Consider the following 24,236-nt stretch of genomic DNA (forward strand, 5'->3'; position numbering starts at 1 on the left):
AGAGCATGGCGTGTCCGCACCGCTCGACCAGGTGCACTCGACGCTGGTGCCGTCCGGCCCGTTGCCGCCCGGCCCGAGGGTGAACGCCTGGGGACGGACCGGAGCCGTGGCGGACGAACCTCCTGTCGGTGTGCGCGAGCTCGTCGACGGACTGTGGCACCCCGGGGAGTTCCATCGGGTGGAGGACGGCACGGCCACGAGCATCCGCCGTCGCCCGGTGCCCTCAGCCGGGGCGTGCTACCCGGTGCAGACGCACCTCGTCGACGCGGTCGGTGTGCGCTGGGCGATCGACCACGACGGAGGCTTGTTCCTGCGGCGTGATCCGCGTTCCGATCGTGTGGACGGATGGCCGTCGACCACCGCGGGGGACGGCATCGCGCGGGTGGTGTTCACGGTCCAGCCGGGTCGATCCTTCGGCCGCTACCGGCATCGGGCCTGGCCGCTCTGGATCGCCGACACCGCCTACGCGGTGGCCGCGGTGCGCTTCCTGCTGGGTGCGCGGGCGGGGCGCGGGCAGTTCGGGCCGTCGTCCCGGCTGCGCGGACTGCTCGGCGTGCCCCGCGCTTCCGACGTCGACAGCTGGCTGCGGCGGGGGCTCGTCCCCGAGATCCCGCTCGCCGCGGTCGAGCTCCCGCACACCCCGGTGCCGATCGACGCGGCACGTCGTGCTCTCGGCTCCAGGCGCTCGCCGTCCACGTCCGAGTTCCTCGTCCGGACCTCCGCGCGAGATCGCCTGTCCCCGCGCGGGGAGATCGATCGCGTCGCGCGCGCCTCCGGACAAGCCTGGGTGCGGGGTGCGAGCGCCGTCCGCTCCTGGTCCGTGCCGACCACGGCTCCGGCACCGGTCATCGGCACCGCGCTCTGGAACGCCCACCTCACCGCGGCCGGTCTCTGCTACCGCGCGGCCCTCGACGGAGGCTGTGGCGCTCGCCCGGTGTCCGGCTTCTCCTCGACCGGAGGGCGGTGGATCCTCCATGCGATCGCCTTCCTCGACCCTCCCGGAGGCTCACGATGATGATCGTCCCCGAGCTGTGGCGCGAAGCGCGACGGCACCCCTGGCTGCTGGCCTGGAGCACCCTCCTCCTTCTCCTCGTATACGCGACGCACCTGCTGCAGGCGCTGGCTCTCGCGTGGTCGCTCGCTGCTCTCGTGCGCGGTGAGGGGCAGGGCGCGGTCGTCGGCATCGGGGTGATCCTCGTGATCGGAGTGACGCGGATGCTGCTCACCATCGTGCAGGGAGATGCCGCCGCGCGTCTCGGCGGGAGGGTGAGGGAAGACCTTCGGGGCGCGGCCGTCTCCGCGGTACTCGTGCCGAAGCGACTGCATGATGCCGGTCTCAGGGACGGCTCGACGCAGCTCGCGCTCGGCGACGGGATCGACGGCACGGACGCCTATGTGTCGAAGTACATCCCCGCCGTGGTGCAGCTCGTCGTCGGCAGCCTGATCGCCGTGTGCCTCGTGGCGGTGCTGTCCCCGCTGATCGCGCTGTGCGTCGCGGCGGGGATCCTGCTCGCGGTGCTCGGCCCGCTGCTGTGGAAGCGCATGCTCGCCCGTCGAGGCTTCGAGCACTGGGACAGCTACGAGGCTCTCAGCGGCGACCTTCTCGAGTCCCTTCGCGGAATGTCGACGTTGCGCGCACTGGGAGACGTCCCCGCCACACGGGCGCGCCTGCACACGAGATCGGAGGCGCTGCGCCTGGCCACCGAACGCGTGATGCGCACGTCGCTCGCGGAGACGGCCATCACAGACCTCGCCGTGCAGGCCGGCGTGGTGGTCGCCGCGGGGCTCGCGGTCGTCGCGGTCCTGACCGGTGAGCCGCCGGCCGTCGAGGTCTACGCGCTGCTGCTGCTCTCCTCCGAGGCGTTCCGTCCGGTGCGTGAGCTCTCCCGACACTGGCACGCGGGTTTCCTCGGTCTGACTGCTGTTCCCGGGCTCGCGACCCTGGGGGCGTTCCGTCGCTCGCCCGCTCCCGTGCCGGTGCAGGCGGACGCCGATGCGCACGCTCGTCCCGCAGGTCAGGTGCTCCGCATCTCCGGCCTCTCGTACCGCTACCCCGGTGCCGATCGTGACGTCCTCCGCGGTGTCGATCTCCTCGCCGAGCGCGGAGAGGTCCACGCGATCGCCGGGCCTTCGGGCGCAGGCAAGTCCACGCTCTTCGACCTCGTCCTCGGATTCCTGCCCGCGGCAGCGGGAACGGTCGAGCTCGACGGGCGTCCGCTCCAGCCGAGCGATGTGGCGGTCGTCTCGCAGCGGCCCGTCCTCTTCGCCGGCACCATCCGGGAGAACATCGATCTGTTCGGTGCGGATCGGGAGGACGTCGAACGCGCCTGTGCCGCGGCGGGTGTGCTCGACGAGATCAGGGCCATCCCCGGCGGCTTCGAGGCGATGGTGGCGGAGGCCGGGACGAGTCTGTCGGGAGGACAGCGCCAACGCCTCGCCCTCGCCAGAGCGCTGCTGGCCGGTCGTCCCGTGCTGCTCGTCGACGAGCCGACCAGCGCCCTCGACGACCGCAGCGCCCTGACCGTCGCCGAGACGCTCGAACGCGTCGCCGAAGAGAGGATCGTGCTCATGATCAGCCACCGCCCCGAGGCGCTCGCCCGCGTGGCCGACGTGCGGGTGCTCCGTGACGGGGTGCTCGTGGAGGAGGCTCCGTGACCTCGTCATGGGCCATCCTCGCCCGGCTCCTTCCGCCGCTGCGACCGGAATGGCGTCGCATCATCGGCAGCTACCTGATCGCCACCACGAGTCTGTGCGCCCTCGCCGCCATCGGGGTGCTCACCGCACTCGGCGTCGGCGGCGCCGTCGTGCACGGCACCTGGCCTCCGGCTGTCTGGTGGGTGGCGCTCGGTGCCCTCGTGCTGCTGCGCACCTTCCTCACCTGGCGGGAGATGGACGTGTCGCACGCCCTCGCGTACCGGGTGCTGGCGCGGCTGCGGATGGCTCTCTTCGACGCCTACTCCCGGAGCGTTCCGGGGCGGCGCCGGGAGCATTCGGGCCGCGCGGCCTCCGTGGCGATGACCGACATCGAGAAGCTGGAGTTCTTCTACGCGCACACGGTGGCGCAGATCGGAGCCGCGCTCACCCTGTTCCTGGGAGCCGTGGTCTGCGCGTTCGTCGTGATGCCCGTGGCGGCGCTCGTGATGCTCGGCGGAGCGGCAGCCGTTGCGCTCACCGCCTGGGCGGGAGCAGGTCCGGCGCGCCGGGTGGGGGCGCGCGAGCAGCAGGAACGGGAGGATCAGTCGGAACGGCTGGTCGATGCTCTCGGCGCCGTGCGGGAGGTTCTCGCCTACGGCCTGCAGGGTCGCGTCGTGCGCGAGGCGGTCGCCGGTACCCGGAGGTCGGCGGCGCTCAGCCGTCGGAGGGAGGCCATCGCCCATCTCGTCGACGGCACGCGCGAGCTGATCCTCACCGCCGTGGTGATCGGCGTGATCGCGGCGTCCCTCATCCTCGGCGGCACGGCGGGCGGCACGGTCGGCGGCACGGTCGGCGGCACGGTGGGCGGCGCTCAGGCCGCGCTGCTTCCCGCGGTGATCGCTCTCGCGGTCGCCGGGGTGGCCGCGGTGGCAGAGGCTGCCCACACGGTGTCGGAGCTGCACCCGCTGATCGCGAGCGCCGACCGTGTGGGGGCGGGTCTGCACCGTCCTCCGGTCGTGGTGCCGGTCGAGCGCCCGATCGCACTGACCGATGGCCCCGTCGGAGTGCGCTTCGAAGAGGTCTCGTTCTCCTACGACGACAGGACCGACGTGCTCGGAGGGTGGTCGATGGACGTCGATCCGGGGGAGCACATCGGTCTCGCCGGGCCGTCCGGAGCGGGCAAGAGCACGGTCATCGCGCTCGCCGCCCGCCTGTGGGACCCCTCAGCCGGCACCGTCGCGCTCGTCGACGCGGCAGGCGTCGCCTATCCGCTCGGCCGCATCCGCGACGACGAGCTGCGCCGTGTCGTGGCAGTGGTGGAGCAGGACGCCCGTCTCTTCCACGGCACGGTCCGAGAGAACCTGGTGCGCGGAGCGGACCCCCGCACCGACGAGCAGCTGCTCGAAGCGCTCACAGCGGTGGGGGCCGATGACTGGATCACCCTCGATGATGAGCTCGGTGAGCACGGTGCCCGGCTGTCGGGAGGTCAGCGCGCCCGGCTGGCCTTGGCACGGGCACTGTGTCGTGCGCCGCGGGTGCTCATCGTCGACGAGATCACCGCGAGCCTGGACGCCGAGTCAGAGCGCATCATCTCCGACGTGCTCGCACGGTTCGACGGGACCGTGATCGCCGCCTCGCACCGGCGCGAGACGCTGGGGAGGTTCGGCAGGGTCGTCGGTGTGGAGCGGGTGGGGGCAGTGGTCGGGCCTGCGCCTACAGCCGGTCCACTCCGGTGACGGTGACGACGGCCTCGCCCGCCTCGTCGGAGTCGGCGAGATCGATCGTCGCGGAGATGCCCCAGTCGTGGTCGCCTGCCGGGTCGTCGAAGATCTGGCGCGCCGTCCAGACGGTCGGCCCCTCGGTGAGGATCAGCAGCTTCGAGCTGCGTGCATCCGCTCCGGTGAGGATCTCGTCGTGGTCGGCGAAGTATCCGTCGAGCGCGTCCGACCACGCGTCGGCGCCGAACCCCGGATCGAGCTCGGCCAGCGCGTTCACGTCTTCCCTCGCGGCGAGCTGCACCCGGCGGAACAGTTCGTTGCGCACCAGGATGCGGAAGGCGCGGATGTTGCTCGTCAGGCGCTTGGGTGCGGGAGGGACGATCGGCTCGTCCGGTCGATGCGGATCGAAACGGCCGTTATCCACCCCGGCGATCAGCTCCTCCCATTCGTCGAGCAGGCTGGAGTCGACCTGACGGACGAGTTCTCCGAGCCACTCGATGAGGTCGCGGAGGTCTTCGTCCTTGAGTTCCTCCGGGATGGTCTGCGAGGCCGCACGGTAGGCGTCTGAGAGGTAGCGCAGCACGACGCCCTCGGAGCGCGCGATCTTGTAGTAGGCGACATATTCCCCGAAGGACATGGCCCGCTCGTACATGTCGCGCACGACCGACTTCGGGTGCAGCTCGAAGTCGCGGATCCAGGGCTGAGCGGCGCTGAACGTCTCGAAGGCCGCGGTCAGCAGCTCGTCGAGCGGCTTCGGGTACGTGATCTGCTCGAGCAGCTCCATGCGCTCGTCGTACTCGATGCCCTCGGACTTCATGGCGGCGACCGCCTCGCCGCGTGCCAGGAACTCCTGCTGGCTCAGCACGGCGCGGGGATCATCGAGTGTCGACTCCACGATCGAGATCACGTCGAGCGCGTAGGAGCCCGTACCCGTGCCGGCGGCGGGATCGGGGTCGAGCAGTTCGAAGGCCGCGAGGGCGAACGGCGACAGCGGCTGGTTGAGTGCGAAGTTCGGCTGCAGGTCGACCGTGAGGCGGATGTCGCCATCCGGCGTCTTCTCCACGATGCCCGATTCGCGCAGGGTGCGGTAGATGCCGATGGCCCTGAGTGCGAGCTCGCGCTGACGCTTCCGCGGTTCGTGGTTGTCGTATACCAGCGCGCGCATATTGGCGAACACGTCGCCGCCGCGGGCGATCACGTTGAGCATCATGGCGCTCGTGATCTGCATGTGGGAGGTCAGGGTCTCCGGCACGGCGTCGATGAGCTTGCGGAACGAGGGCTCGCCCCACGACACGAAGCCGTCGGGTGCCTTCTTGCGCACGATCTTGCGCTTCTTCTTCGGGTCGTCGCCGGCCTTCTTCACCGCCGCGACGTTCTCGCTCTCGTGCTCGGGAGCCTGGGCCACCACCGTGCCGGCGGTGTCGTATCCCGCACGACCAGCGCGGCCGGCGATCTGATGGAACTCCCGCGCGTTCAGCTGCCGCATCCTGGTGCCGTCGAACTTCGTGAGCGCGGTGAGCAGCACGGTGCGGATCGGTACGTTGATGCCCACGCCGAGAGTGTCGGTGCCGCAGATCACGCGCAGCAGCCCACGCTGGGCGAGCTGTTCGACCAGACGCCGGTACTTCGGCAGCATGCCGGCGTGGTGCACGCCGATGCCCGCACGCAGGAATCGCGAGAGCGTCTTCCCGAACGCGGTCGTGAACCGGAACTCGGCGATCAAGGCGGCGATCTCGTCGCGCTGCTCGCGGGTGGCCACCTTGGTGCTCGACAGTGCCTGGGCGCGTTCCATCGCTGCGGCCTGCGAGAAGTGCACGACGTAGATCGGCGCCTGGCCCGTGTTCAGCAGGTCGTCGATCGTCTCGTGGATCGGAGTCGTCTCGTAGAAGAAGTGCAGGGGGACGGGGCGCTCCACTCCCGTCACGGTGGCCGTCTCACGGCCGGTGCGACGGGTGAGGTCGGCCGCGAGCTCGGTCACATCGCCGAGGGTCGCCGACATCAGGATGAACTGCGCCTGCGGCAGCTCGAGCAGCGGCACCTGCCACGCCCATCCGCGGTCGGGGTCGGCGTAGAAGTGGAACTCGTCCATCACGACCTGCCCGACGTCGGCGTCGGTGCCCTGGCGCAGCGAGAGGTTCGCGAGGATCTCCGCCGTGCAGCAGATGATGGGGGCGTCGGCGTTCACCGATGAGTCGCCCGTGACCATGCCCACGTTCTCGGCGCCGAACACGTCGACCAGGGAGAAGAACTTCTCGCTCACGAGCGCCTTGATCGGTGCCGTGTAGTAGCTGCGACGGCCGGCCACGAGCGCGCTGAAGTGCGCGCCGATCGCCACCAGTGACTTCCCGGTGCCGGTCGGCGTCGACAGGATCAGGTTGTTGCCGGACACGATCTCGATGACCGCCTCGTCCTGCGCGGGATACAGACTGATGCCCGTCGATTCCGCCCATTCGACGAACGCCAGGTAGACGGCGTCCGGATCCGCGGCGTCCGGAACGAGGGCGGGGTCGAGCCGCGGAGGGGTAGTCATGATCCCTCGATCATCCCATCCGCCGATGAGTGCCTGATGCGGCGCGAGGTCAGTTCTTGCCGACCGCGCCGAAGTCACGCCGCGCCGAGGCGCCTCGGGATGCGCGAGGCCGCGCTTGACATCATCGAACGACGACAACCGGAGGCTGCACCGCCCAGGGGGGACGACGATGCCCGACCAGATCTTCACTTTCGCCGCACTCGCGCTGTACTTCGCCGCGATGCTGCTCATCGGCTGGATCGCCTTCCGGCGGACCGGCGACCATGAGGACTACATGCTCGGCGGACGGAACCTTCCGCCGTGGGTGGCCGCCCTCAGCGCGGGAGCCTCCGACATGTCCGGCTGGCTGGTGATGGGACTCCCCGGCGCCATCTACGTCTCGGGACTCATCGAGGCCTGGATCGCGATCGGCCTCACGATCGGCGCCTACCTGAACTGGCTGCTCGTCGCCCCGAGGCTTCGGGCGTACACGCAGGTCTCCCGGAACTCGATCACGGTGCCGAGCTTCTTCGAGAACCGGCTGCGTGACACGACGCGACTCCTGCGGGTGGTCTCCGGAATCGTCATCCTCGTGTTCTTCACGCTGTACATCTCCTCGGGCATGGTAGCCGGCGGAGTCTTCTTCGAGAGCTCGTTCGACGGCGACTACCTGACCGGCATGCTCCTGGTCACGGGCGTCACCCTCGCGTACACGCTCTTCGGAGGGTTCCTCGGCGCATCGCTGACCGACGTGGTGCAGGGTCTCATGATGGTGGTCGCCCTCGTGGTGATCCCGGTCGCGGCGATCGTGGCGATCGGAGGGCTGGCAGAGACGGGGGAGCTGATCAACGAGGTCGCGCCCGACCATCTGTCCCTGCTCTCGGGCACTGCGCTCACCGGCGGCACGATCCTCGCCATCGTCTCGTCGCTCGCCTGGGGACTCGGGTACTTCGGGCAGCCGCACATCATCGTCAGGTTCATGGCACTGCGCTCGCCGCAGGAGGCGAAGAGCGCTCGACGCATCGGCATCTCCTGGATGATCGTCTCCCTCGGCGGCGCGGTGCTGTCGGGCCTGGTCGGCATCGCCTACATCGCCAAGACGGGCGTCGACCTCGCCAACCCCGAGACCGTGGTGCTGCTGATGTCGCAGACGCTGCTGCATCCGTTCGTCGCTGGCCTCGTGCTCGCCGCGGTACTCGCCGCGATCATGAGCACGATTTCCAGTCAGCTCATCGTCTGCTCCTCGGCGCTCGTCGAGGACCTGTACGGGGTGTTCCGCCGGACGCCGCCCTCGCAGAAGACGCTCATGCTGATGGGGCGGCTCGGGGTGCTCGGCGTCGCGATCGTCGCAGCGGTCCTGGCGATCACCCCGAACGACACGATCCTCGGCCTCGTCTCGTTCGCCTGGGCCGGATTCGGCGCCGCGTTCGGGCCGGTCATCCTGCTCAGCCTCTACTGGCGCAAGCTCACCAACTGGGGTGCGCTGGCGGGGATGTTCGTCGGAGCCGCGACGGTGTTCATCTGGAAGGCGCTCGACACCGGGCTCTACGAGCTTCTTCCCGCGTTCGTGTTCGCGATGCTCGCGGCGGTCGTCGTGAGCCTGCTCACATACCGGCACGACGAGGAGATCCAGCAGGAGTTCACCGACACCGGCGCGATGGTGGCGCTGCCGCGTCCGCACGCGGTCGGCGACACCCCCTAGCGGGTCGCGGCGCGCAGCGCGATGCGGATCATGTCGCCGAAGGTCTGCTCGCGCTCCTGCGCGGTGGTCTCCTCGCCCGTGATGATGTGGTCGCTGACGGTGCAGATGGCGAGGGCGCGCCGACCGTGGTACGCCGCGAGCGTGTAGAGCCCGGCGGCCTCCATCTCGACACCGAGGATGCCGTGCTGCACGAACGGCTCCGTGAGTTCGGGGCGCGTGCTGTAGAACTGGTCGCTCGAGAACAGCTGCCCCACGTGCACCGTCGACTCGAGCGGTTCGGCCTCACTCGCCTCGACAGCGGCACGCAGCAGCGAGAAGTCGGCCACGGGTGCGTAGTCGAGTCCGTGGAAGCGCACGCGGTTGATGCCGGAGTCGGTGCTGGCGCCGTTCGCGATGATGATGTCGCGGATCTTCACCCGCTCGGTCAGGGCGCCGCACGAACCGACTCGCACGATCGTCTGCACGTCGTAGGAGTCGAACAACTCGTTCGCATAGATCGCCATCGACGGCTGGCCCATGCCCGAGCCCTGCACCGAGACGCGGTGCCCTTCCCAGGTGCCGGTGAAACCGAGCATGCCGCGCGTCCCGGAGTACAGCGCTGCATCGTCGAGGAACGTCTCGGCGATCCACTTCGCCCGCAGCGGGTCGCCGGGGAACAAGACGATGGGGGCGATCTGACCGGGCTCTGCGGCGATGTGCGTGCTCATGGCCTCAGCGTAGCCAGCCTCACCCCGGTGCGCCGGCGAGCCCCAGTGCGGTGATGAGCTCGTATGCAGCCGAACGGGCCTGCACGATCACGGTCCCGACCTGCACGCCCTTCGCCGAGACCGAGAGGAGCAGCTGGCCGTAGGGGGCGAGGATGAAGCTGAGCAGCGACAGCTGACTCTGCCCGATCGACACCGAGACGACGGCGGAGAGGCTCGGCTCCGTTCCGCGCGAGATGATCTCGGCCTCGGCCCTGGCGACGGCGAAGAGCGAACCGTTCATGGCGGCCAGGCGGTCTCCGGTCTCGGCGAGGGTGCCGACGGAGGCGATGTGCAGGCCGTCGGCGGTCGAGAGGACGGCTGTGGTCAGTTCGGGGAATCGCTCCTCGAGATGACGCAGCCGGGTGAGCGCGGCCTGGCTCACGACGCCCGACCAGAGCGCCCAGTTCGCCGCGAGATCCGGATGCATGAGCACGCCGTCCTGCGTCGGCCCCGACTCGCCGGTCGACGCGGGGTCGTCCGCTCGGATGGGGACGTTCATGACTCTCCTCCCGGGAGGTCGAGGGCCGCGCACGCCACCCGCATGACGCTCTCGCGGTCGCGCGCGTCGGCGGCGAGCACGCGAGTGAGGGGTATCCGATACCTTTCGAGGCTCGCACCGAGCGTCCGGCGCACCTCGTCGAGGGCTTCGGCGGCCACATGCGTGACCGCGATCACCGTCCGCTCGTGGTCGCCGGTGAGACCCGCGAGCCACTCGTCGGCGTCCGCAGAGATGCTCCCGCGGTCTGCACGCAGCCACAGCAGCATGCGGGTGTCGGAGGCGGAGACGCTCTGCCGGGCATGGGCGAAGCGGTCCTGGCCGGGAACGCCGATGAGCGCGACCGAGATCTCGTCCGTGGGCTTCCACGTGCCGTAGTCGAGCCCCACCGTGGTCGTCGTCTTGTCCGTATCGCCGTACTCCGCTGAGCCGGCCGAGATCGGGACATCGGTATCCACGGTGACGACATCGCTCAACGCGCGGACCGCCGTGGTCTTCCCGGCACCGACCGGCCCGGCGAAGACGAGGCGGAACCTCGTCGGCAGATTCCGACGTCGTCGGCGCACGCGTGTGGCCGCCGGTTCTGCGGCGGTGTCGACGGTCGAGGCTTCGGAGCCGGTCAAGCGTTCAGCGCCACCACGTGGCGGTTGACGGCGGACCGGAGCAGGGCGATGTTCGTCGCCTGGCGGTCGGCGGCGAGGTAGATGAACGTGTCGTCGTCGATCATCTTGAGCAGGTGCAGCTGCGTGTCGAGCGTCAGCAGCATGTCCTCGAGTGCGGCCTCGAGGCGGAGCGCTTCGATCGTCTTCCGCTTGCTCTTCACCATCTCGCTGTTGTACGCGCTGGCGACATCGAGGTCGAAGTCCGGCCGGACCGAGTTCGACGCGAGCGGCAGACCCGATTCGACGTCCACCACGGAGGCTCCGATGAACCCGTTGATGTCGTTCGCGATGTCGGCGATGAGTGCGTTCAGTTGATCTTGCGTGGCCATGATGAGGCATCCCCAGTTCCGTCGTCGCGCAGGTGACCGCACCGTGCGGCCACCCCCAGTGCGCAGACGAACGGATAAAGTGTATAACGTTACCGACTGTGCTGCGCGACGGTGGTCGGACACGCCTGGCGAGGAGTGATCGCCCGGGGAGGCTCAGCCCTCGCGGCGGCGCACGATCTCATCGATCCAGAGCGGGGCGAACGGTGAGGTGCAGCCGGGCGCGGTCGGGTAGTCGGCGAGCACCTGCAGGCGCTCGCCGATCTCCCGCGCTCTGGCGCGATGCTCGGGGTGGAAGATCCCGATGTTGGCGAGGGTCTCGTTCATGGCCCATTGCAGGCGTGACGGCGCCGTCGCCAGATCCCGCTCGATCAGATCGAGCAGCTGCGAAAGGTCCAACCCCTCCGCGTCCTTCATCACGCGCACGGTCGTGAGCGACCACGCGGCGGCGGCCACTGTCGGGTCGGGGTCGTCGAACCAGCGCAGTCGCAGCTCCTCGGCGAGTGGAGTCTTCTTGGCGACGTAGTTGACGAACCAGTCGTTGACCTTGGGGGCGCGGGTCTCGCGCAGCATGGCGTCGAGCTGGTCGGCGCCGAAATCCCTGGGGCGACAGATCAGGAGGGCGAGCAGCCGCGCAGGTGTCTCGCCCGTGGCCCACAGATCTTCGGCGAGGTGCTGATCCGTCTTGATGCGCTTCGCCAGGGCGCGCAGTCGGCTGAGGTTGATGCCGTGGTCGTCCCCGCGCTTCTCGTTGGCTGCGCGCACCTTCGGGTCATCCAGCGCGGCCAGTTCCCCGAGCGCTTCGACGGTGTTCATCTTCCCAGCGTAGGCCGGTTCGAATCGCGCGGATGGTTCGATTCCGGCGCCGGATACCACCCCGTTGCGCGATTCGAAGACCGCTCAGTCCTCGTCGACCAGCTCGCCGCGGATGCGACGGAGGTCTTCCATGAGCGACCCGATCAGGATCCAGTGCTGTGATGACGGCGGACGGATCACCAGGGGAGCGGTGAGGGCGGGGATCGCCGACGTCATGTCGTCCGGCTCCGGAAGCGCCTCCGCGATCTGCACGGCGAGACGCACGTCGTGGCCGGCTCGCCGCAGCTGCTCGGCGATCGCCGTGACCGCCGGCTCCTCGCCGATCGTGTCGTCGTAGTGGTCGAAGTACGCGCGGGTCATGCCGATGGTCTGCGTGACGATGGGGGAGAGCCGGTCGAGCAGTGCCCGCAGCTCGCGCAGGTCGGCGCGGTGGGTCGAGCGCCGCGGGTTCAGGGTGAGCGACTCCTCTCCCGCGGCGATCGCGGCTTCCGCCGCCTCCTTCATCGGACGCAGCAGTCGCACCTCCAGCATCAGCTCCTGCAGTCTCGCGGGCGTCTGCGGTTCGGGCAGCGCGTCGGCCAGGCGGTCGAGGCTCGCGGCGAGCTCGCGGCCCAGCAGGCCCACATCCCGGCGGGCGGGTGCGACCAGCACCGGTGGCACGATGAGTGCGTTCACGACGATGCCGATCACCACGCCGATCAGCGTCTCCACGATGCGGGCGAATGCGTACTCCGGGCTGGAGGACCCCAGAGCCAGCACCAGCATCGCGGAGATCGCGACCTGGTTCCCTGTGCCTGGAGACGCGCGGAAGATCCAGGCCACCAGCATGGCGACGACGATCGCGAGCAGCACGATCCAGCTCGGCGACCCCAGCAGCAGACCCAGCGCCACGGCGATCACGACACCCGCGATCACCCCGATGCTGCGCTCGAGCGCCTTCGACAGCGACTGGTTCACACTGGGCTGCACGACCAGGAGGGCGGCGATCGCGGCGAAGACGGGCAGTTGCGCCGGGAAAACCCATCCGGCGATGAGCCAGGCGGCGATGGTCGCGGCTGCCGACTTCACGACCTGCAGCAGCGGAGAGCGCTGTGAGGCACGGATCGCGGCGGGGATGCGCATGACCTCAACGCTAGTCGTGTCGGTCGGTGCGTCGGGGAGCGCCGCTACGGGGCCGGATGAGGGTCGCCCATCGCGCGTCGACCGGAATGTCGGGGAACCGGCGGCGGATGTCAACCCCGTCGCCGATCCCCGCGATCTGCGGCTGAATGGGATCACACGAACGACGAACAGTGAGGAGCATTCCATGGTGCAGATCATCGAGACCATCGACGTCGACGTTCCCGTCCGCACGGCCTACAACCAGTGGACGCAGTTCGAGAGCTTCCCGAAGTTCCTCGACGAGGTCGAATCGATCACCCAGATCGACGACACGCACACCCACTGGAAGGTGAAGGTCGGTGGCGCGACTCGCGAGTTCGACGCCGAGATCACCGAACAGCACCCGGACGAGCGTGTCTCGTGGAAGAGCACGGGAGGCGAGAGCGAGCACGCGGGCGTGGTGACGTTCCACACGCTCACCGACACCTCGACGCGGGTCACGGTGCAGCTCGACTGGGAACCTGAGGGACTGCTCGAGAAGCTGGGCTCGCTGGTCGGCGTGGGGGGACACGCCGTGAAGAAGGACCTCGAGAACTTCAAGGAGTTCATCGAGGGCCGCGGGGTCGAGACCGGCTCATGGCGCGGCGACGTGGAAGCCTGACCGGAGATCAGATGCAGAGAAGGCCCGACGGCTCAGCCGTCGGGCCTTCTCCATGTCGGAGGATGTCGGGCTCGGTCTTGCGAACCAGGAGGTGCGGGGTTACGCTCTGCCTAACTAATAGTCGTTAGGCACTCACATGACCAGAGCAACGATCCTCGCGGAAGCACGCACGATCTTCGCGCGCCAGGGCTACGCGGAGACGAGCCTGCGCGAGATCGCCGAGGCCGTCGGGATCAAGACCCCCTCGCTCTACGCGCACTTCCCGAGCAAGGAGGCGCTGTACGCGGAGGTGTACGCCGCGGTCTCGGTCGAGCACACCGCCTTCTTCGACGAGCTGGTGCGCAGCAGCAGCACCCTCGAGCCGCTCGCTCGTCTGCAGCACCTGCTGGGCGGGATCGAGGCGTACTACCGCGACCGTCCCGACCTCGCGGAGTTCAGCCTCAGGGCCGCGGTCTCCGAGTACGGGCCCGGTGGCGAGCAGCTGCGTCAGATCTTCCTCGACTCGGAGTCGACCCTGGCTGCAGCCGTGCGCGAGACCTACGACGACGGCGTCTCGGCTGGGGCCTTCGTCCCCGGCGATGCCGACGGCTTCACCGCGCTGGTGTTCGTCGTCATGGATGGTCTGTTCCTGCAACTCACCCATTACACGCCGGAGATCTACCGCGAGCGCTTCGACCAGGCCTGGCGGCACCTTTCCACGATCCTCTCCCGATGAACCCTGCCGCACAGATGCGGTGACCCTCGACGATCGCCGGCAGGGAGCCACGAGCTCCTTCCGGCACCGCGTCACCCGGCCGCACCGCGAGCCGACCCCCCCCGACCCGCCCTGCGAGGCGTCCGCACTCCGGGAACCCGAATCCCCGCCGACGCACTCGCAGGGCCACATCCCAAGGAATGATGATGACCACCACCGACTACGAGCACGGCGTCGTGCCCCAGGACCAGCGCAAGAGCTGGCTGTCGATCGCCACCGTGTGGATCGCGATCGGCATCGACCTCTCCGGGGCGTTCCTCGGCGTCTCGCTCGCATCCGGAATGGCCTTCTGGCCGGCGATCGCCGCGACGATGCTCGGTTCGCTCCTGCTCGGTCTGCTCGCGATGGCATGCGCGTACGTCGGAGCGGCCACAGGACTCTCCACCGCGATGATCTCGCGCGCCGTGTTCGGCCGGGTCGGTGGTGCGATCCTCGCCCTGGCGATCGCCGTCAGCCTCGTCGGCTGGTACGCAGTGCAGGCGGGCTTCTTCGGCGCCAACGCGCAGATCGCCTTCGCCGAGTTCACCGGCATCGATGTGCCCGTGCAGGTGTTCACGGCGATCGGCGGCGTGCTGATGGCCATCACCGCGTTCTGGGGCTACCGCTCGATCAACCGCCTCAGCACCCTCGCCGTGCCGTTGCTGCTCCTGCTCCTCATCGTCGGCGTCATCGTCGCATTCACCGTGAACGGTGCGGCGGGGCTCGATGCTCCGGTCGAGGCGACGTTCACGTTCGGCGGTGCGGTCTCGCTCGTCATGGGCATCTTCATCCTGGGCGTCGTGCTCGCCCCCGACATGGCGCGCTGGGCCAAGACCCCGAGACAGGCCATGATCGCCGGCTTCGTCGGCTTCTTCTTCGGCAACTCGATCATCCTGGTCGTCGCGATCCTGCTCGCCCGCATCATGGACGGCACCGAGCTGATGGCGATCTTCTTCGCGCTCGGCCTCGGTGGCGTCGCGGTGATCGTGCTGATCCTGGCGCAGCGGACAACGAACACGACCAACCTCTACTCGGCGGGTCTCTCGTTCGCGTCGATCAGCGAGCGGCTGAGCCGACGCACCGTGACCGTCGTGCTCGGCGTGATCGGCATCGTCGTCGGCGTGATCGGGGCCGCCGACTACTTCGTGCAGTTCATCCTCGTCATCGGCACCATCATCGCCCCCTACGGCGGCGTGTACCTGGCATCGTTCTTCACGGGCCGCAAGACGGTGCGCTGGGCCCATGGCGCCACCGTGCCGATGGTCGACGGCTGGTCGATCGCCGCCTGGGTGGTCGGCATCTTCGTGGCGGTCGCGACCACGAACCCGGCGGACGGACCCGGCTTCGGATGGTTCACCCTCACGTCGATCTCGGCCCTCGACGGACTGCTCGTCGGCTTCGTCGCGTACCTCGTGCTGCTTCCGCTTCGCCGCCGCGTCGCTCCCGATGCGCCGGCTCCGGCCCCGGACGAGGTGATCGCATGAGCGCTGTCGTCACGACGCCCATGATCACCGAGGCCGACATCGACGAGATCGCGCTCGGTGCCGCCGTGCTCGGCACCGGTGGCGGAGGAGACCCGCACGTGGGATCGCTCATGGCCAAGCGGTTGATCCGCCTGCACGGACCCGTACGACTGCTCGCGGTCGATGAGCTGACCGACGACGACTTCGTCATCCCGATCGGAGGCATCGGCGCGCCATCGGTGAGCGTGGAGCGCATCCAGGCCGAGTCCGAGCTCAGGGCGGCGCTGGACGCCATCGAACGCGCGGTCGGTCGCACGCCCACGGCCGTGATGCCCATCGAGGTCGGCGGAGGCAACTCGATGATCCCGATCGCCGCGGCCGCCCTCGCCGGGCTGCCGGTGGTCGACGGCGACGCCATGGGTCGTGCCTTCCCCGAGGCGCAGATGGTCACCTTCCACCTGGCCGGCTATGGACCCGGGACGACAGTGCTCGTCGACCATCACGGCAACGAAGTGGTCAGCCGTCCTGTCGACGGTGCATGGTCGGAGCGCATCGCGCGGTCCGTCACCGTCGAGATGGGCGGAGGGGCGACCATGATCGACTACGCGTACGGCGGCGACGTGGTGCGCGAGTGCGCGATCCCTGGCACGCTCGGGCTGGCCCAGCGCATCGGTCGTATCCTGCGCGGACGGGATACGGCCGGCAGGGAGCTGCGCGACGACGAGCGCATCGACGCCCTGTGTGCCGACCTCGACGCCGTGCGGCTGTTCGACGGGAAGGTCGCCGACCTGCAGCGCGCCGTCGACGGCGGCTTCACCCGCGGTGCGGCTGAGCTCGTCGGTGTCGGCGACGACCGGGGGAGCGCGTTCCGGCTCGACTTCCAGAACGAGATGCTGCTCGGACGGAGGGACGGTGTGCTGGCTGCCGTCACTCCCGACCTGATCGCGGTGCTCGACCTGGCCACGGGCATGCCGATCACGACCGAGTCCCTGCGCTACGGCGCCCGGGTCGCGGTCATCGCGATCCCCAGTCACGAGAAGTGGCGCACGCCGATCGGTCTGGAGACAGCGGGACCCGCTCACTTCGGCTACGACGTGCAGTGGGTTCCGGTGGAGGACATCGCACAGCGGTCCGCTGCGCGCACGACGGACGGGGAGGTCGCGTGATGGCCGGCAGGTATCGCATCGGCATCGACGTCGGTGGCACGAACACCGACGCCGTGATCCTCGACGAGCGTCTAGAGGTGGTGGCCTCGGTCAAGCGTCCGACGACGGCCGATACGGGCGATGGCGTGGCTGCTGCGATCGACGCCGTGCTGGCGGCCTCGGGTGTCGACGCCGCGCTCATCGGCCATGCGATGCTCGGGACGACGCACTGCACCAACGCGATCGTCGAACGGCGCGGTCTCGGCCGCGTCGGCATCCTCCGCCTCGGGGCACCGGCCACCACGGCTGTCCCTCCCCTGGAGGGGTGGCCGGACGATCTGCGGGCGGCGATCGGCGAGCACGTCCACCTGCTGGCCGGCGGATTCGAGGTCGACGGCCGCGTGCTCTCCCCTGTCGACGAGGAGGCGGTGCGCGCAGCCTGTCGGAAGATGCGCGGCGAGGTCGACGCGGTCGCCGTCGTCGGCGTGTTCTCCCCCATCGATGAGAGCCAGGAGGAACGCGTCGCCACGGTCGTGGTCGAGGAGCTCGGCGTCCCGGTCTCGCGGTCGGCACGGATCGGCTCGCTCGGGTTGCTCGAGCGCGAGAACGCGACCGTGCTGAATGCCGCGCTGATGCAGACGCTCCGGCAGATGGCCGCGGGCTTCGTCGCGGCTCTGCGGGACCGGGGCATCCCTGCCACGCCGTACTTCGGCCAGAACGACGGCACTCTCATGCAGCTCGAGTACGCGCTCGAGTTCCCCGTGCTCACCATCGGCTGCGGGCCCACGAACTCCATCCGCGGAGCCGCGCACCTCTCGGGTGCCACCGACGCCCTCGTGGTGGACATCGGCGGTACGACGACCGACATCGGCGTTCTCGTCGACGGGTTCCCCCGCCAGTCGGCGCACGCGGTCGAGATCGGCGGCATCCGCACGAACTTCCGCATGCCGGATGTGCTCTCGGTCGGCCTCGGCGGCGGCACGATCATCCGTGAGACCCCGGCGGGTGCCACAGTCGGTCCGGACAGCGTCGGCTATCGGCTCCCGCAGGAGGGACTCGCCTTCGGTGGCTCCACGCTCACGGCGACTGACGTCGCCTTGGCGGTCGGCGGGGCTGCGATCGACGGCATCGACGCGCCCGTCGTCCCCGCAACGGTAGGAGCGGCGGCCTGGAGCGCGATGCGGGCGATCCTGGAGGACTCGATCGACCGGATGAAGCCGAATGCCGCCCCCGTCCCGGTGATCCTGGTCGGCGGTGGGGGGATCATCGCCCCGACCGTGCTCGACGGCGTCGCCGAGCTGATCCGTCCCGACCACTTCGGGGCTGCCAACGCGGTCGGCGCCGCCCTCGGCGAGGTCGCCGGACAGATCGAGAAGATCTACCGCGTGGACTCCGCCGACCAGCGGGCCTCTCGGGCGGATGCTGCGGCGGAGGCGACAGAGCGTGCCCGACTCGCCGGTGCCGACCCGGCGACGATCGAGGTCGTCGCGGTGGAGGAGCTGCCCGTCGCGTACTCCGACGGTACGGCCGTGCTGATCCGCGCTCGAGCGGTGGGGCGCCTGGCCGCCTGACGTCCCCGTCGCACGCCTCGGACGGGTGGGGTTCCGCCCGTCCGAGGCGCGTGCTTGCATGGGCGCATGGAGCACGACGCGAAGCTGCGCGGCGAGACGAGGGCGATCTGGGCGACCGCGCTCTGCTTCGTGGTCGGTGCCGTCGCGGGCATGCTCGTGCTGGGCGGTGACGCGCGCCCGCTCACGGGGGGAGGTGCGCTCGCGATGCCGGCGGCGGTGGTCGCCGGGGGCATCGCAGCGGGGGCGTTCCTCACGAGCACCCTGGTGCACCGCCGCGGCGAGACCGCCTCGATGCCGCGGTGGCAGGCGGTGGTGTCCGATCTCTCGACCGGAGCCCTGACCATCGCGTTCGGGGCCGTCACCGTGATGGGGGTGCTGCTCGCGGCAGAGGTGCTGGCGGCCGGTCTCCAGGGCTTGCAGCTCGCGGCGGTCGGTGGCGGGGTCCTGACCGGCGTGGCCGCGGCGGTCGGCGGGCGCTTCGCGTTCGGGGCCGGCATCGACCTGCGCACGTCCGACCTCGCTGCGCTCCTGTTCGGCTTCCTCGTGATCGGCACGCTTTTCGCGATGGTCACCGCCGCCGATCCGCGTTGGTGGGAGCAGAACTTCTCCCAGCTCGGCGTCGGATGGGCGTTCAACGGCACCCTCGTGGTCGCCGGTCTGCTCGTCGCGACCGTCGGCTCGTACATCGGCCGCGACCTGCACCGGATGCTCGGCGACGCCGTGCTCTCCCGCATCGCCCTCGTCGTGGCGCTGTGGGTGGCGTCCGGGATCGCGCTCGCCGCCGTCGGGCTGCTGCCGCTGCACCGCGTGCCGGTTCCGCACGACATCGCGGCTCTCGGCGCGCTCGTGCTGTTCGCCGCGGCCGCTGCCACCACGGTCGCGAGGGTCCCTGGACATCCTCGCGCGCTGTCGATCACCTCGGTCGGTGTGGGTCTGCTGGTCGTGATCGCGCTGGTCCTGTGGGTGCCCTTCGGCGTGTACTCCACCACTGCGGTCGAGGCGATCGTCGTCGGACTCGGGCTGCTGTGGATGGCGACACTCGTGCGTGTGCTCGCGATCCTGGTGCCGGCCGGGTCTCGACCATCCGGGCGTCTGCGGCTGATGCGGGCGGGCGCGGGGCCGGGCGAAAGATAGGGCATCTGTCCGATGTACCGGGGGTACCTCAGAGCGGAGTGTAGGGATACAGCGAACCGTCGAGGAGAACCCCATGTTCGAGCACCCCTATCTCCACCAGCAGCTCACCAGGCATGACCAGGAGCAGATGGAGCGCGCCGCTGCGAGGCGCCTCTCCCTGATCGAGCACGCCGACCAGATCGTGCCGCGGCCGGAAGGAGCGATCCGACGGATGCTTCGCCACGCGTTCGGTCGCTCTACGGGCGACTCGGCAGCGACGGCGCCGGGGAAGGCGCGGGTCACGGCCGCGTGCGACACGGCAGCGGCGGCGCACGCGCAGTGAGCAGAACCATCGCGCACAGCGCACATCCGACGGACCCGAATGTCGGTCGGGGGTGGGACGATGAGTCCATGCCCCCTTTCGCGTCGAGCGCTGCGATGGTCGGCCGTGAGGCCGAGCTGGCAGAGGTGCGTCGATCGTTCGCGGGGGTGCGCGACGGCATCCCCGCAGCCTTGCTCGTCGAGGGCGAGGCGGGTATCGGCAAGTCACGGCTGCTGCGGGAGTACGCCACCGAGATCGCACCGACCGCCGACGTGCACGTGGGGTGGTGCCTCGACTTCGGCGCTTCGCGCACGCCGTACGGTCCCCTCACCGGAATCCTCCGCTCGATCGTGCTGCGCATGGGTGTCGACCGGGTGCGAGAGTCGGTGGGTGTGGGTGTCGAGGCTCTCGGCATGCTGCTCCCCGAGCTCGTCGATTCCCCGACCGACCGCGATCGCACCAGCCCCGAGCGTCTGCGCGACGCCATCGCCTCACTCATCGAAGCGGCTGCCGAACGTGCCCCTCAGGTGCTCGTGGTCGAAGACCTGCACTGGGCGGACGAGTCCACTCTCGCCATCCTCTCCTTCCTGCTGCGGGCCCTCAGCCGCGGCCGCATCCTGCTGCTTCTCACCTGCCGCACCGACGACGTGCGTCGTGGCGATGCCGTGAGCCGCTTCATCGGCGAGGCCACCAGAGCCCGGCTGCTCGAGCGCCTCACTCTGGGCCGCCTCGACGAGACCGCCGTGCGGGAGCTGGCCGAGCAGATCACCGGCCGTGCGCTCACCGCGAGTGCGCTCGACCGTATGCAGGAGCGGGCCGAGGGCGTGCCCTTCTTCATCGAGGAGATCGCCGGATGTTCGAACGGCCCGCTCCCCGATGGCCTTCGTGATCTGCTGCTGGCTCGTTTCGATCGCCTCGGCGACGACGCGCGCCACGTCGTGCAGGTCGTCTCCGGTGCGGAACGCCCGCTCTCGCATCCGCTCATCACGAGCCTGGTCGAGCTGCCGGAGCAGCGGCTCGACGAAGCGATCCGCGAGGCGACCCGCAGCGGCATCCTCGTTGTCGGCGACGACGACTACCGTTTCCGGCACGCTCTGCTGCGCGAAGCCGTGCATGACGACCTGCTCCCCGGCGAGCGGGCGCGACTGCACCGCGCATACGCCGAGGCGCTCGAAGCGCAGTGCGCCGGGTCCGATTCCAGCGATGCCGCCGCGCTCGCGTACCACTGGCAGCTGGCGCAGGACGATCGGAAGGCCCTGGTCGCCGCCGCCGACGCGATGCGTCACGCGAAGGGACAGTACGCGTTCGCGAGTGCCGCCCGTTTCGGCGAGCTGGCCCTGGAGCTCTGGCCGCTCGTGCCCGACGCCGCAGACGCGGCCCGCATCGAGCGTCTCGAGCTGCTGCTGGTGCTGGGCTCCATCCTGCGCAATGCGGGTGATGGTGAACGGGCGCTCGCCGTGGCCAACGTCGCGCTCGCCGAGGTCGACCCGGAGACGGTCGATCCGCGGCTGCACGCTCGCCTCCTCCGCAACAAGGCGCTGTATCTCGTCAACCTCGGGCGCCTCGGAGCCATCCCGCTGCTGCAGCAGGCTCTCGCGATCGCCGACGAGCGGATCGGCGATGAGGTGTTCCGGGCGGAACTGCTCAACCAGCTGGCGAGCCGCCGGATGATCGCGGGCGATCGTGAGGAGGCGATCCGGCTCGCTGACGAAGCCGAGCGCGGGGCGGCCGGAGCCGAATCCACGGATCAGCTGTCGATCGCCGCGAACGTGCGCGGAGGTTCGCTGGCGCACCTGGGTCGCATCGACGAAGGCGTGCGCGAGTACGAGCGTGCGCGTGAGCTCGCGACGGGTTCCAACGCCGAGATGCGCTATCGGGTGAACTACTCCGACCTGCTCACGCTGTTGGGGCGCTACCGAGAGGCCGTCGAGGTCGCAGAGGAGGGGCTGCGGCGCGCTCGCGAACTCAGGGTCGAACGCACCTCGGGGTCGATCATGGCGCAGAACATGGTCGTCCCCCTGCTCGAGCTCGGCGAGATCGACCGGGTCGAGGAGATGCTGTCGCGGGACTTCGTGCAGGGGACTCTGCGCGTGTTCCGCATGTACATGAGCATGACGCGCGTGCGGGTGCTGGCGTGGCGTGGGCGGTCGGCGGAGGCCGCAGAGCTCCTGCAGGCCTGGCTTCCCGCGTTCGAGGAGACGGGCGTCTCCGAAAGGCAGATCTGGTACGACCGCGTGATGATGATCGTCGCCGTCGCCGAGAGTCGAGGAGACCTCCGCGGGGCGCTCGACACCATCCTCGAGATGCTGGAGAACGATGAGCCGGCGCTGCTGCACCAGCGTCGTCTGCTGCTGGAGGGAGGCGCGATCATCGCCGAGCTGCGGGCGGCGGGAGTCGACGTCTCGGGGGCGTCCACCGCGATCCGTGCCGCGTGGTCCAGCCAACCGGCGCAGCTGCAGCACGACGCATGGGAGACGATCCTCGACGCCCTCCTCGACCCGCACCCTGACGCTCTCGCCGAGGCGCTGCGGTGCGCGGAGGGGGAGGACGTGCCGGTGATCTTCCGCGCCGTCCTCCGTCTGGAGCAGGCACGCGTGCTGGTCCGCGAAGGAGACCGGATCGCTGCGGGCGCTGTGCTCGCCGAGGCTGAAGCCCTCGCGGAGTCTCTCGGCAACGCTCAGCTCCAGTCCGCCGTCTCCCGGTTCGCCACAGGCGCGGGGTTGAGGGGAGACGCGGTGTCAGCGTCGAGCACCGACCCGCTCACCGCGAGGGAGCGGCAGGTGCTCGAGCTCATCGCCGAAGGCCTGAGCAACCGCCAGATCGGTGAGCGCCTGTTCATCAGCGTGAAGACCGTGAGCGTGCATGTGTCCGCCGTGCTGCGCAAGCTCGGCGTGAGCACACGCACCGAAGCAGCTCTCCTGAAGAAGAATGACCAGCCCCGTACTGCGGCGGAGCCTGCCGTGGTAGCGTGACAGTGCGCGCGTCTCGGATGTTCCGGTTCGGCGTAGGCCGTGAAAACGGCTAAGTCAACAGAAAGTAGAAACACATGGCCACTGGCACTGTGAAATGGTTCAACGCGGAAAAGGGCTTCGGCTTCATCGCTCCCGATGACGGCTCGGACGACCTTTTCGCCCACTACTCGGCTATCGCCGGCTCCGGTTTCAAGGAGCTCCGCGAGAACCAGAAGGTCGAATTCGACGCTGAGCGTGGCCCCAAGGGCATGCAGGCGGCGAACATCCGCGCTCTCTGAGCGCGCGCTGACTTCCTGAAACCGGTCGGACCCTCACGGGTCCGGCCGGTTTTTTCGTGCGCTGCCGCCGTTCGAATCGCGCGAATGGTTCCATCCGGCGGCAGTTCACTCCCATTCGCGCGATTCGAACGGGGAATCTCAGGGTGAGGATCACCTAACCTCCGTGTTAGATTAGGCCAGGCTTACCAAAGGCTGGGCGCATCACCCGTGTCGCCCCCTCACCCCGAACCGAAGGAACGCCTGTGCGCACCTCTCGAATCCTCGCCATCGGCGCGGCCGCCGCGCTCGCCATCGGCCTCTCCGCCTGCGCATCCTCCGCGCCGGAGTCGACCTCGACCGCCGGCGGCAACCCCGCCTCCGACGACGCCTTCCCCGTCACCGTCGAGCACGTCTACGGCGAGACCACGATCACCGAGAAGCCCGAGCGCGTCGCGACCGTGGCCTGGGCGAACCACGAGGTGCCGCTGGCACTGGGCATCGTTCCGGTCGGCATGAGCAAGGCCGCCTGGGGCGACGACGACGACAACGGTGTGCTGCCCTGGGTCGAGGAGAAGCTCGACGAGCTGGGTGCCGAGACGCCGGTGCTGTTCGACGAGACGGACGGCATCGACTACGAGGCCGTCGCCGACACCGAGCCCGACGTGATCCTCGCCGCCTACTCCGGTCTGACGCAGGAGGAGTACGACACCCTCTCCAAGATCGCCCCGGTCATCGCCTACCCGAAGGTCGCCTGGGGCACCTCGGTCGACGACATGATCGAGATGGACTCCAAGGCCCTCGGCCTCGAGAAGGAGGGCAAGGCCCTGATCGAGCAGCTCGACGCCGACGCGCAGAAGGCCCTCGAAGCGAACAGCGTGCTCAAGGACAAGAAGGTCCTGTTCTCCTACATCGATCCGACCGATCTCAGCCAGATCGGCTACTACACCGCGATCGACACGCGTCCCGGCTACCTCCACGACCTCGGCCTGCCGTTCCCCTCGATCGTCGAGGAGAACAAGGACAGCGACCAGTTCTACCTGACCGTCAGCGCGGAAGAGGCGCAGAAGTTCGACGACGTCGACCTGTTCATCACGTATGGCGATGAGTCGATCATCCCGCTGCTGCAGGCCGACCCGCTGCTGTCGAAGATCCCGGCCATCGCCGAGGGACGCATCGCCGTCCTTCCCGACGCCACCCCGATCGCGGCCTCCGCGAACCCGTCGCCGCTGTCGATCCCGTGGGGACTCAGCGACTACCTCGCACTCCTGGCCGCGCCGCTGTCCAAGTAG

The 24,236-nt window shown here is 69.4% G+C and carries 21 protein-coding genes; 14 read left to right on the plus strand and 7 right to left on the minus strand.

Features of this window, described 5'->3' with window-relative positions; genetic code table 11:
• Positions 1–10: 10 nt before the first annotated feature.
• The 3 genes from ILP86_RS15865 to ILP86_RS15875 are packed head-to-tail and all read left to right on the plus strand — an operon-like array spanning position 11 to position 4,370.
• Positions 11–1,015: a hypothetical protein gene (locus ILP86_RS15865; protein WP_193762415.1), complete on the plus strand. Its 1,005-nt coding sequence runs from the start codon at positions 11–13 to the stop codon at positions 1,013–1,015.
• Positions 1,012–2,655 (plus strand): ATP-binding cassette domain-containing protein, encoded by a 1,644-nt coding sequence (locus tag ILP86_RS15870; protein ID WP_193762416.1) that lies wholly within the window; start codon positions 1,012–1,014, stop codon positions 2,653–2,655. Before ILP86_RS15865 ends, ILP86_RS15870 begins: the two co-directional genes overlap by 4 nt.
• Positions 2,652–4,370, plus strand: a complete 1,719-nt coding sequence (locus ILP86_RS15875) for an ABC transporter ATP-binding protein (protein ID WP_193762417.1) — start codon at positions 2,652–2,654, stop codon at positions 4,368–4,370. The genes ILP86_RS15870 and ILP86_RS15875 overlap by 4 nt, the downstream gene beginning before the upstream one ends.
• On the opposite strand, the gene ILP86_RS15880 is transcribed toward ILP86_RS15875, so the two are convergent.
• On the minus strand, positions 4,348–6,882 hold the full coding sequence (locus tag ILP86_RS15880; protein ID WP_193762418.1) for an RNA helicase: 2,535 nt from the start codon (positions 6,880–6,882) through the stop codon (positions 4,348–4,350). The genes ILP86_RS15875 and ILP86_RS15880 overlap by 23 nt on opposite strands.
• Before the next feature lie 169 nt (positions 6,883–7,051).
• On the opposite strand from ILP86_RS15880, the gene putP reads away from it, so the two are divergent.
• On the plus strand, positions 7,052–8,563 hold the full coding sequence (gene putP, locus ILP86_RS15885) for a sodium/proline symporter PutP (protein WP_193762419.1): 1,512 nt from the start codon (positions 7,052–7,054) through the stop codon (positions 8,561–8,563).
• Here putP and deoD read toward each other — a convergent pair.
• The 6 genes from deoD to ILP86_RS15915 all read right to left on the minus strand — a co-directional run bounded on the left by deoD (position 8,560) and on the right by ILP86_RS15915 (position 12,731).
• On the minus strand, positions 8,560–9,270 hold the full coding sequence (deoD, locus tag ILP86_RS15890) for a purine-nucleoside phosphorylase (protein WP_193762420.1): 711 nt from the start codon (positions 9,268–9,270) through the stop codon (positions 8,560–8,562). The genes putP and deoD overlap by 4 nt on opposite strands.
• A gap of 19 nt (positions 9,271–9,289) precedes the next feature.
• The gene (locus ILP86_RS15895) at positions 9,290–9,808 is read right to left on the minus strand and encodes a hypothetical protein (RefSeq protein WP_058632026.1); all 519 of its coding nucleotides are present in this window, start codon (positions 9,806–9,808) and stop codon (positions 9,290–9,292) included.
• Positions 9,805–10,428: an ATP/GTP-binding protein gene (locus ILP86_RS15900; RefSeq protein ID WP_193762421.1), complete on the minus strand. Its 624-nt coding sequence runs from the start codon at positions 10,426–10,428 to the stop codon at positions 9,805–9,807. The genes ILP86_RS15895 and ILP86_RS15900 overlap by 4 nt, the downstream gene beginning before the upstream one ends.
• A complete protein-coding gene (locus ILP86_RS15905) occupies positions 10,425–10,796 on the minus strand; it encodes a hypothetical protein (protein WP_113681086.1) in 372 nt (123 codons plus the stop codon). Before ILP86_RS15905 ends, ILP86_RS15900 begins: the two co-directional genes overlap by 4 nt.
• 153 nt (positions 10,797–10,949) lie before the next feature.
• Entirely contained in the window at positions 10,950–11,609 is a 660-nt protein-coding gene (locus ILP86_RS15910) for a DNA alkylation repair protein (protein WP_113681090.1), read from the minus strand.
• An 84-nt stretch (positions 11,610–11,693) separates the two neighbouring features.
• Positions 11,694–12,731: an aromatic acid exporter family protein gene (locus ILP86_RS15915; RefSeq protein ID WP_046746884.1), complete on the minus strand. Its 1,038-nt coding sequence runs from the start codon at positions 12,729–12,731 to the stop codon at positions 11,694–11,696.
• A gap of 184 nt (positions 12,732–12,915) precedes the next feature.
• On the opposite strand from ILP86_RS15915, the gene ILP86_RS15920 reads away from it, so the two are divergent.
• The 10 genes from ILP86_RS15920 to ILP86_RS15965 all read left to right on the plus strand — a co-directional run bounded on the left by ILP86_RS15920 (position 12,916) and on the right by ILP86_RS15965 (position 24,236).
• Positions 12,916–13,371 (plus strand): SRPBCC family protein, encoded by a 456-nt coding sequence (locus ILP86_RS15920; RefSeq protein ID WP_193762422.1) that lies wholly within the window; start codon positions 12,916–12,918, stop codon positions 13,369–13,371.
• A 136-nt stretch (positions 13,372–13,507) separates the two neighbouring features.
• Positions 13,508–14,086 carry a TetR/AcrR family transcriptional regulator gene (locus ILP86_RS15925; protein ID WP_052748621.1) on the plus strand — a complete coding sequence of 193 codons (579 nt, stop codon included), beginning with the start codon at positions 13,508–13,510 and terminating at the stop codon, positions 14,084–14,086.
• Between the two features lie 185 nt (positions 14,087–14,271).
• Positions 14,272–15,588 (plus strand): cytosine permease, encoded by a 1,317-nt coding sequence (locus tag ILP86_RS15930; RefSeq protein WP_227751325.1) that lies wholly within the window; start codon positions 14,272–14,274, stop codon positions 15,586–15,588.
• Positions 15,585–16,733 carry a DUF917 domain-containing protein gene (locus ILP86_RS15935; RefSeq protein WP_113681088.1) on the plus strand — a complete coding sequence of 383 codons (1,149 nt, stop codon included), beginning with the start codon at positions 15,585–15,587 and terminating at the stop codon, positions 16,731–16,733. The genes ILP86_RS15930 and ILP86_RS15935 overlap by 4 nt, the downstream gene beginning before the upstream one ends.
• Positions 16,733–18,283: a hydantoinase/oxoprolinase N-terminal domain-containing protein gene (locus ILP86_RS15940; RefSeq protein WP_058632022.1), complete on the plus strand. Its 1,551-nt coding sequence runs from the start codon at positions 16,733–16,735 to the stop codon at positions 18,281–18,283. The genes ILP86_RS15935 and ILP86_RS15940 overlap by 1 nt, the downstream gene beginning before the upstream one ends.
• Before the next feature lie 66 nt (positions 18,284–18,349).
• Positions 18,350–19,417 (plus strand): DUF998 domain-containing protein, encoded by a 1,068-nt coding sequence (locus tag ILP86_RS15945; RefSeq protein WP_193762424.1) that lies wholly within the window; start codon positions 18,350–18,352, stop codon positions 19,415–19,417.
• 73 nt (positions 19,418–19,490) lie between these two features.
• On the plus strand, positions 19,491–19,739 hold the full coding sequence (locus tag ILP86_RS15950) for a hypothetical protein (RefSeq protein ID WP_058632021.1): 249 nt from the start codon (positions 19,491–19,493) through the stop codon (positions 19,737–19,739).
• A gap of 68 nt (positions 19,740–19,807) precedes the next feature.
• Positions 19,808–22,690: an AAA family ATPase gene (locus ILP86_RS15955; RefSeq protein WP_193762425.1), complete on the plus strand. Its 2,883-nt coding sequence runs from the start codon at positions 19,808–19,810 to the stop codon at positions 22,688–22,690.
• A gap of 74 nt (positions 22,691–22,764) precedes the next feature.
• Complete coding sequence (locus ILP86_RS15960; protein WP_017831237.1) at positions 22,765–22,968, plus strand: cold-shock protein; 204 nt, start codon at positions 22,765–22,767, stop codon at positions 22,966–22,968.
• Between the two features lie 242 nt (positions 22,969–23,210).
• The gene (locus ILP86_RS15965) at positions 23,211–24,236 is read left to right on the plus strand and encodes an iron-siderophore ABC transporter substrate-binding protein (RefSeq protein ID WP_061016188.1); all 1,026 of its coding nucleotides are present in this window, start codon (positions 23,211–23,213) and stop codon (positions 24,234–24,236) included.

Origin of the sequence: Microbacterium sp. R1 (assembly GCF_015159725.1) — a bacterium.
GTDB lineage: Bacteria > Actinomycetota > Actinomycetes > Actinomycetales > Microbacteriaceae > Microbacterium > Microbacterium oxydans.

Coding starts and splice junctions, on each gene's coding strand:
- ILP86_RS15870 (WP_193762416.1), top strand. CDS start 1,012: ATGATGATCGTCCCCGAGCTGTGGCGCGAAGCGCGACGGCACCCCTGG.
- ILP86_RS15880 (WP_193762418.1), bottom strand. CDS start 6,882: ATGACTACCCCTCCGCGGCTCGACCCCGCCCTCGTTCCGGACGCCGCG.
- putP (WP_193762419.1), top strand. CDS start 7,052: ATGCCCGACCAGATCTTCACTTTCGCCGCACTCGCGCTGTACTTCGCC.
- deoD (WP_193762420.1), bottom strand. CDS start 9,270: ATGAGCACGCACATCGCCGCAGAGCCCGGTCAGATCGCCCCCATCGTC.
- ILP86_RS15895 (WP_058632026.1), bottom strand. CDS start 9,808: ATGAACGTCCCCATCCGAGCGGACGACCCCGCGTCGACCGGCGAGTCG.
- ILP86_RS15905 (WP_113681086.1), bottom strand. CDS start 10,796: ATGGCCACGCAAGATCAACTGAACGCACTCATCGCCGACATCGCGAAC.
- ILP86_RS15910 (WP_113681090.1), bottom strand. CDS start 11,609: ATGAACACCGTCGAAGCGCTCGGGGAACTGGCCGCGCTGGATGACCCG.
- ILP86_RS15915 (WP_046746884.1), bottom strand. CDS start 12,731: ATGCGCATCCCCGCCGCGATCCGTGCCTCACAGCGCTCTCCGCTGCTG.
- ILP86_RS15920 (WP_193762422.1), top strand. CDS start 12,916: ATGGTGCAGATCATCGAGACCATCGACGTCGACGTTCCCGTCCGCACG.
- ILP86_RS15925 (WP_052748621.1), top strand. CDS start 13,508: ATGACCAGAGCAACGATCCTCGCGGAAGCACGCACGATCTTCGCGCGC.
- ILP86_RS15930 (WP_227751325.1), top strand. CDS start 14,272: ATGACCACCACCGACTACGAGCACGGCGTCGTGCCCCAGGACCAGCGC.
- ILP86_RS15935 (WP_113681088.1), top strand. CDS start 15,585: ATGAGCGCTGTCGTCACGACGCCCATGATCACCGAGGCCGACATCGAC.
- ILP86_RS15940 (WP_058632022.1), top strand. CDS start 16,733: ATGGCCGGCAGGTATCGCATCGGCATCGACGTCGGTGGCACGAACACC.
- ILP86_RS15945 (WP_193762424.1), top strand. CDS start 18,350: ATGGAGCACGACGCGAAGCTGCGCGGCGAGACGAGGGCGATCTGGGCG.
- ILP86_RS15950 (WP_058632021.1), top strand. CDS start 19,491: ATGTTCGAGCACCCCTATCTCCACCAGCAGCTCACCAGGCATGACCAG.
- ILP86_RS15955 (WP_193762425.1), top strand. CDS start 19,808: ATGCCCCCTTTCGCGTCGAGCGCTGCGATGGTCGGCCGTGAGGCCGAG.
- ILP86_RS15960 (WP_017831237.1), top strand. CDS start 22,765: ATGGCCACTGGCACTGTGAAATGGTTCAACGCGGAAAAGGGCTTCGGC.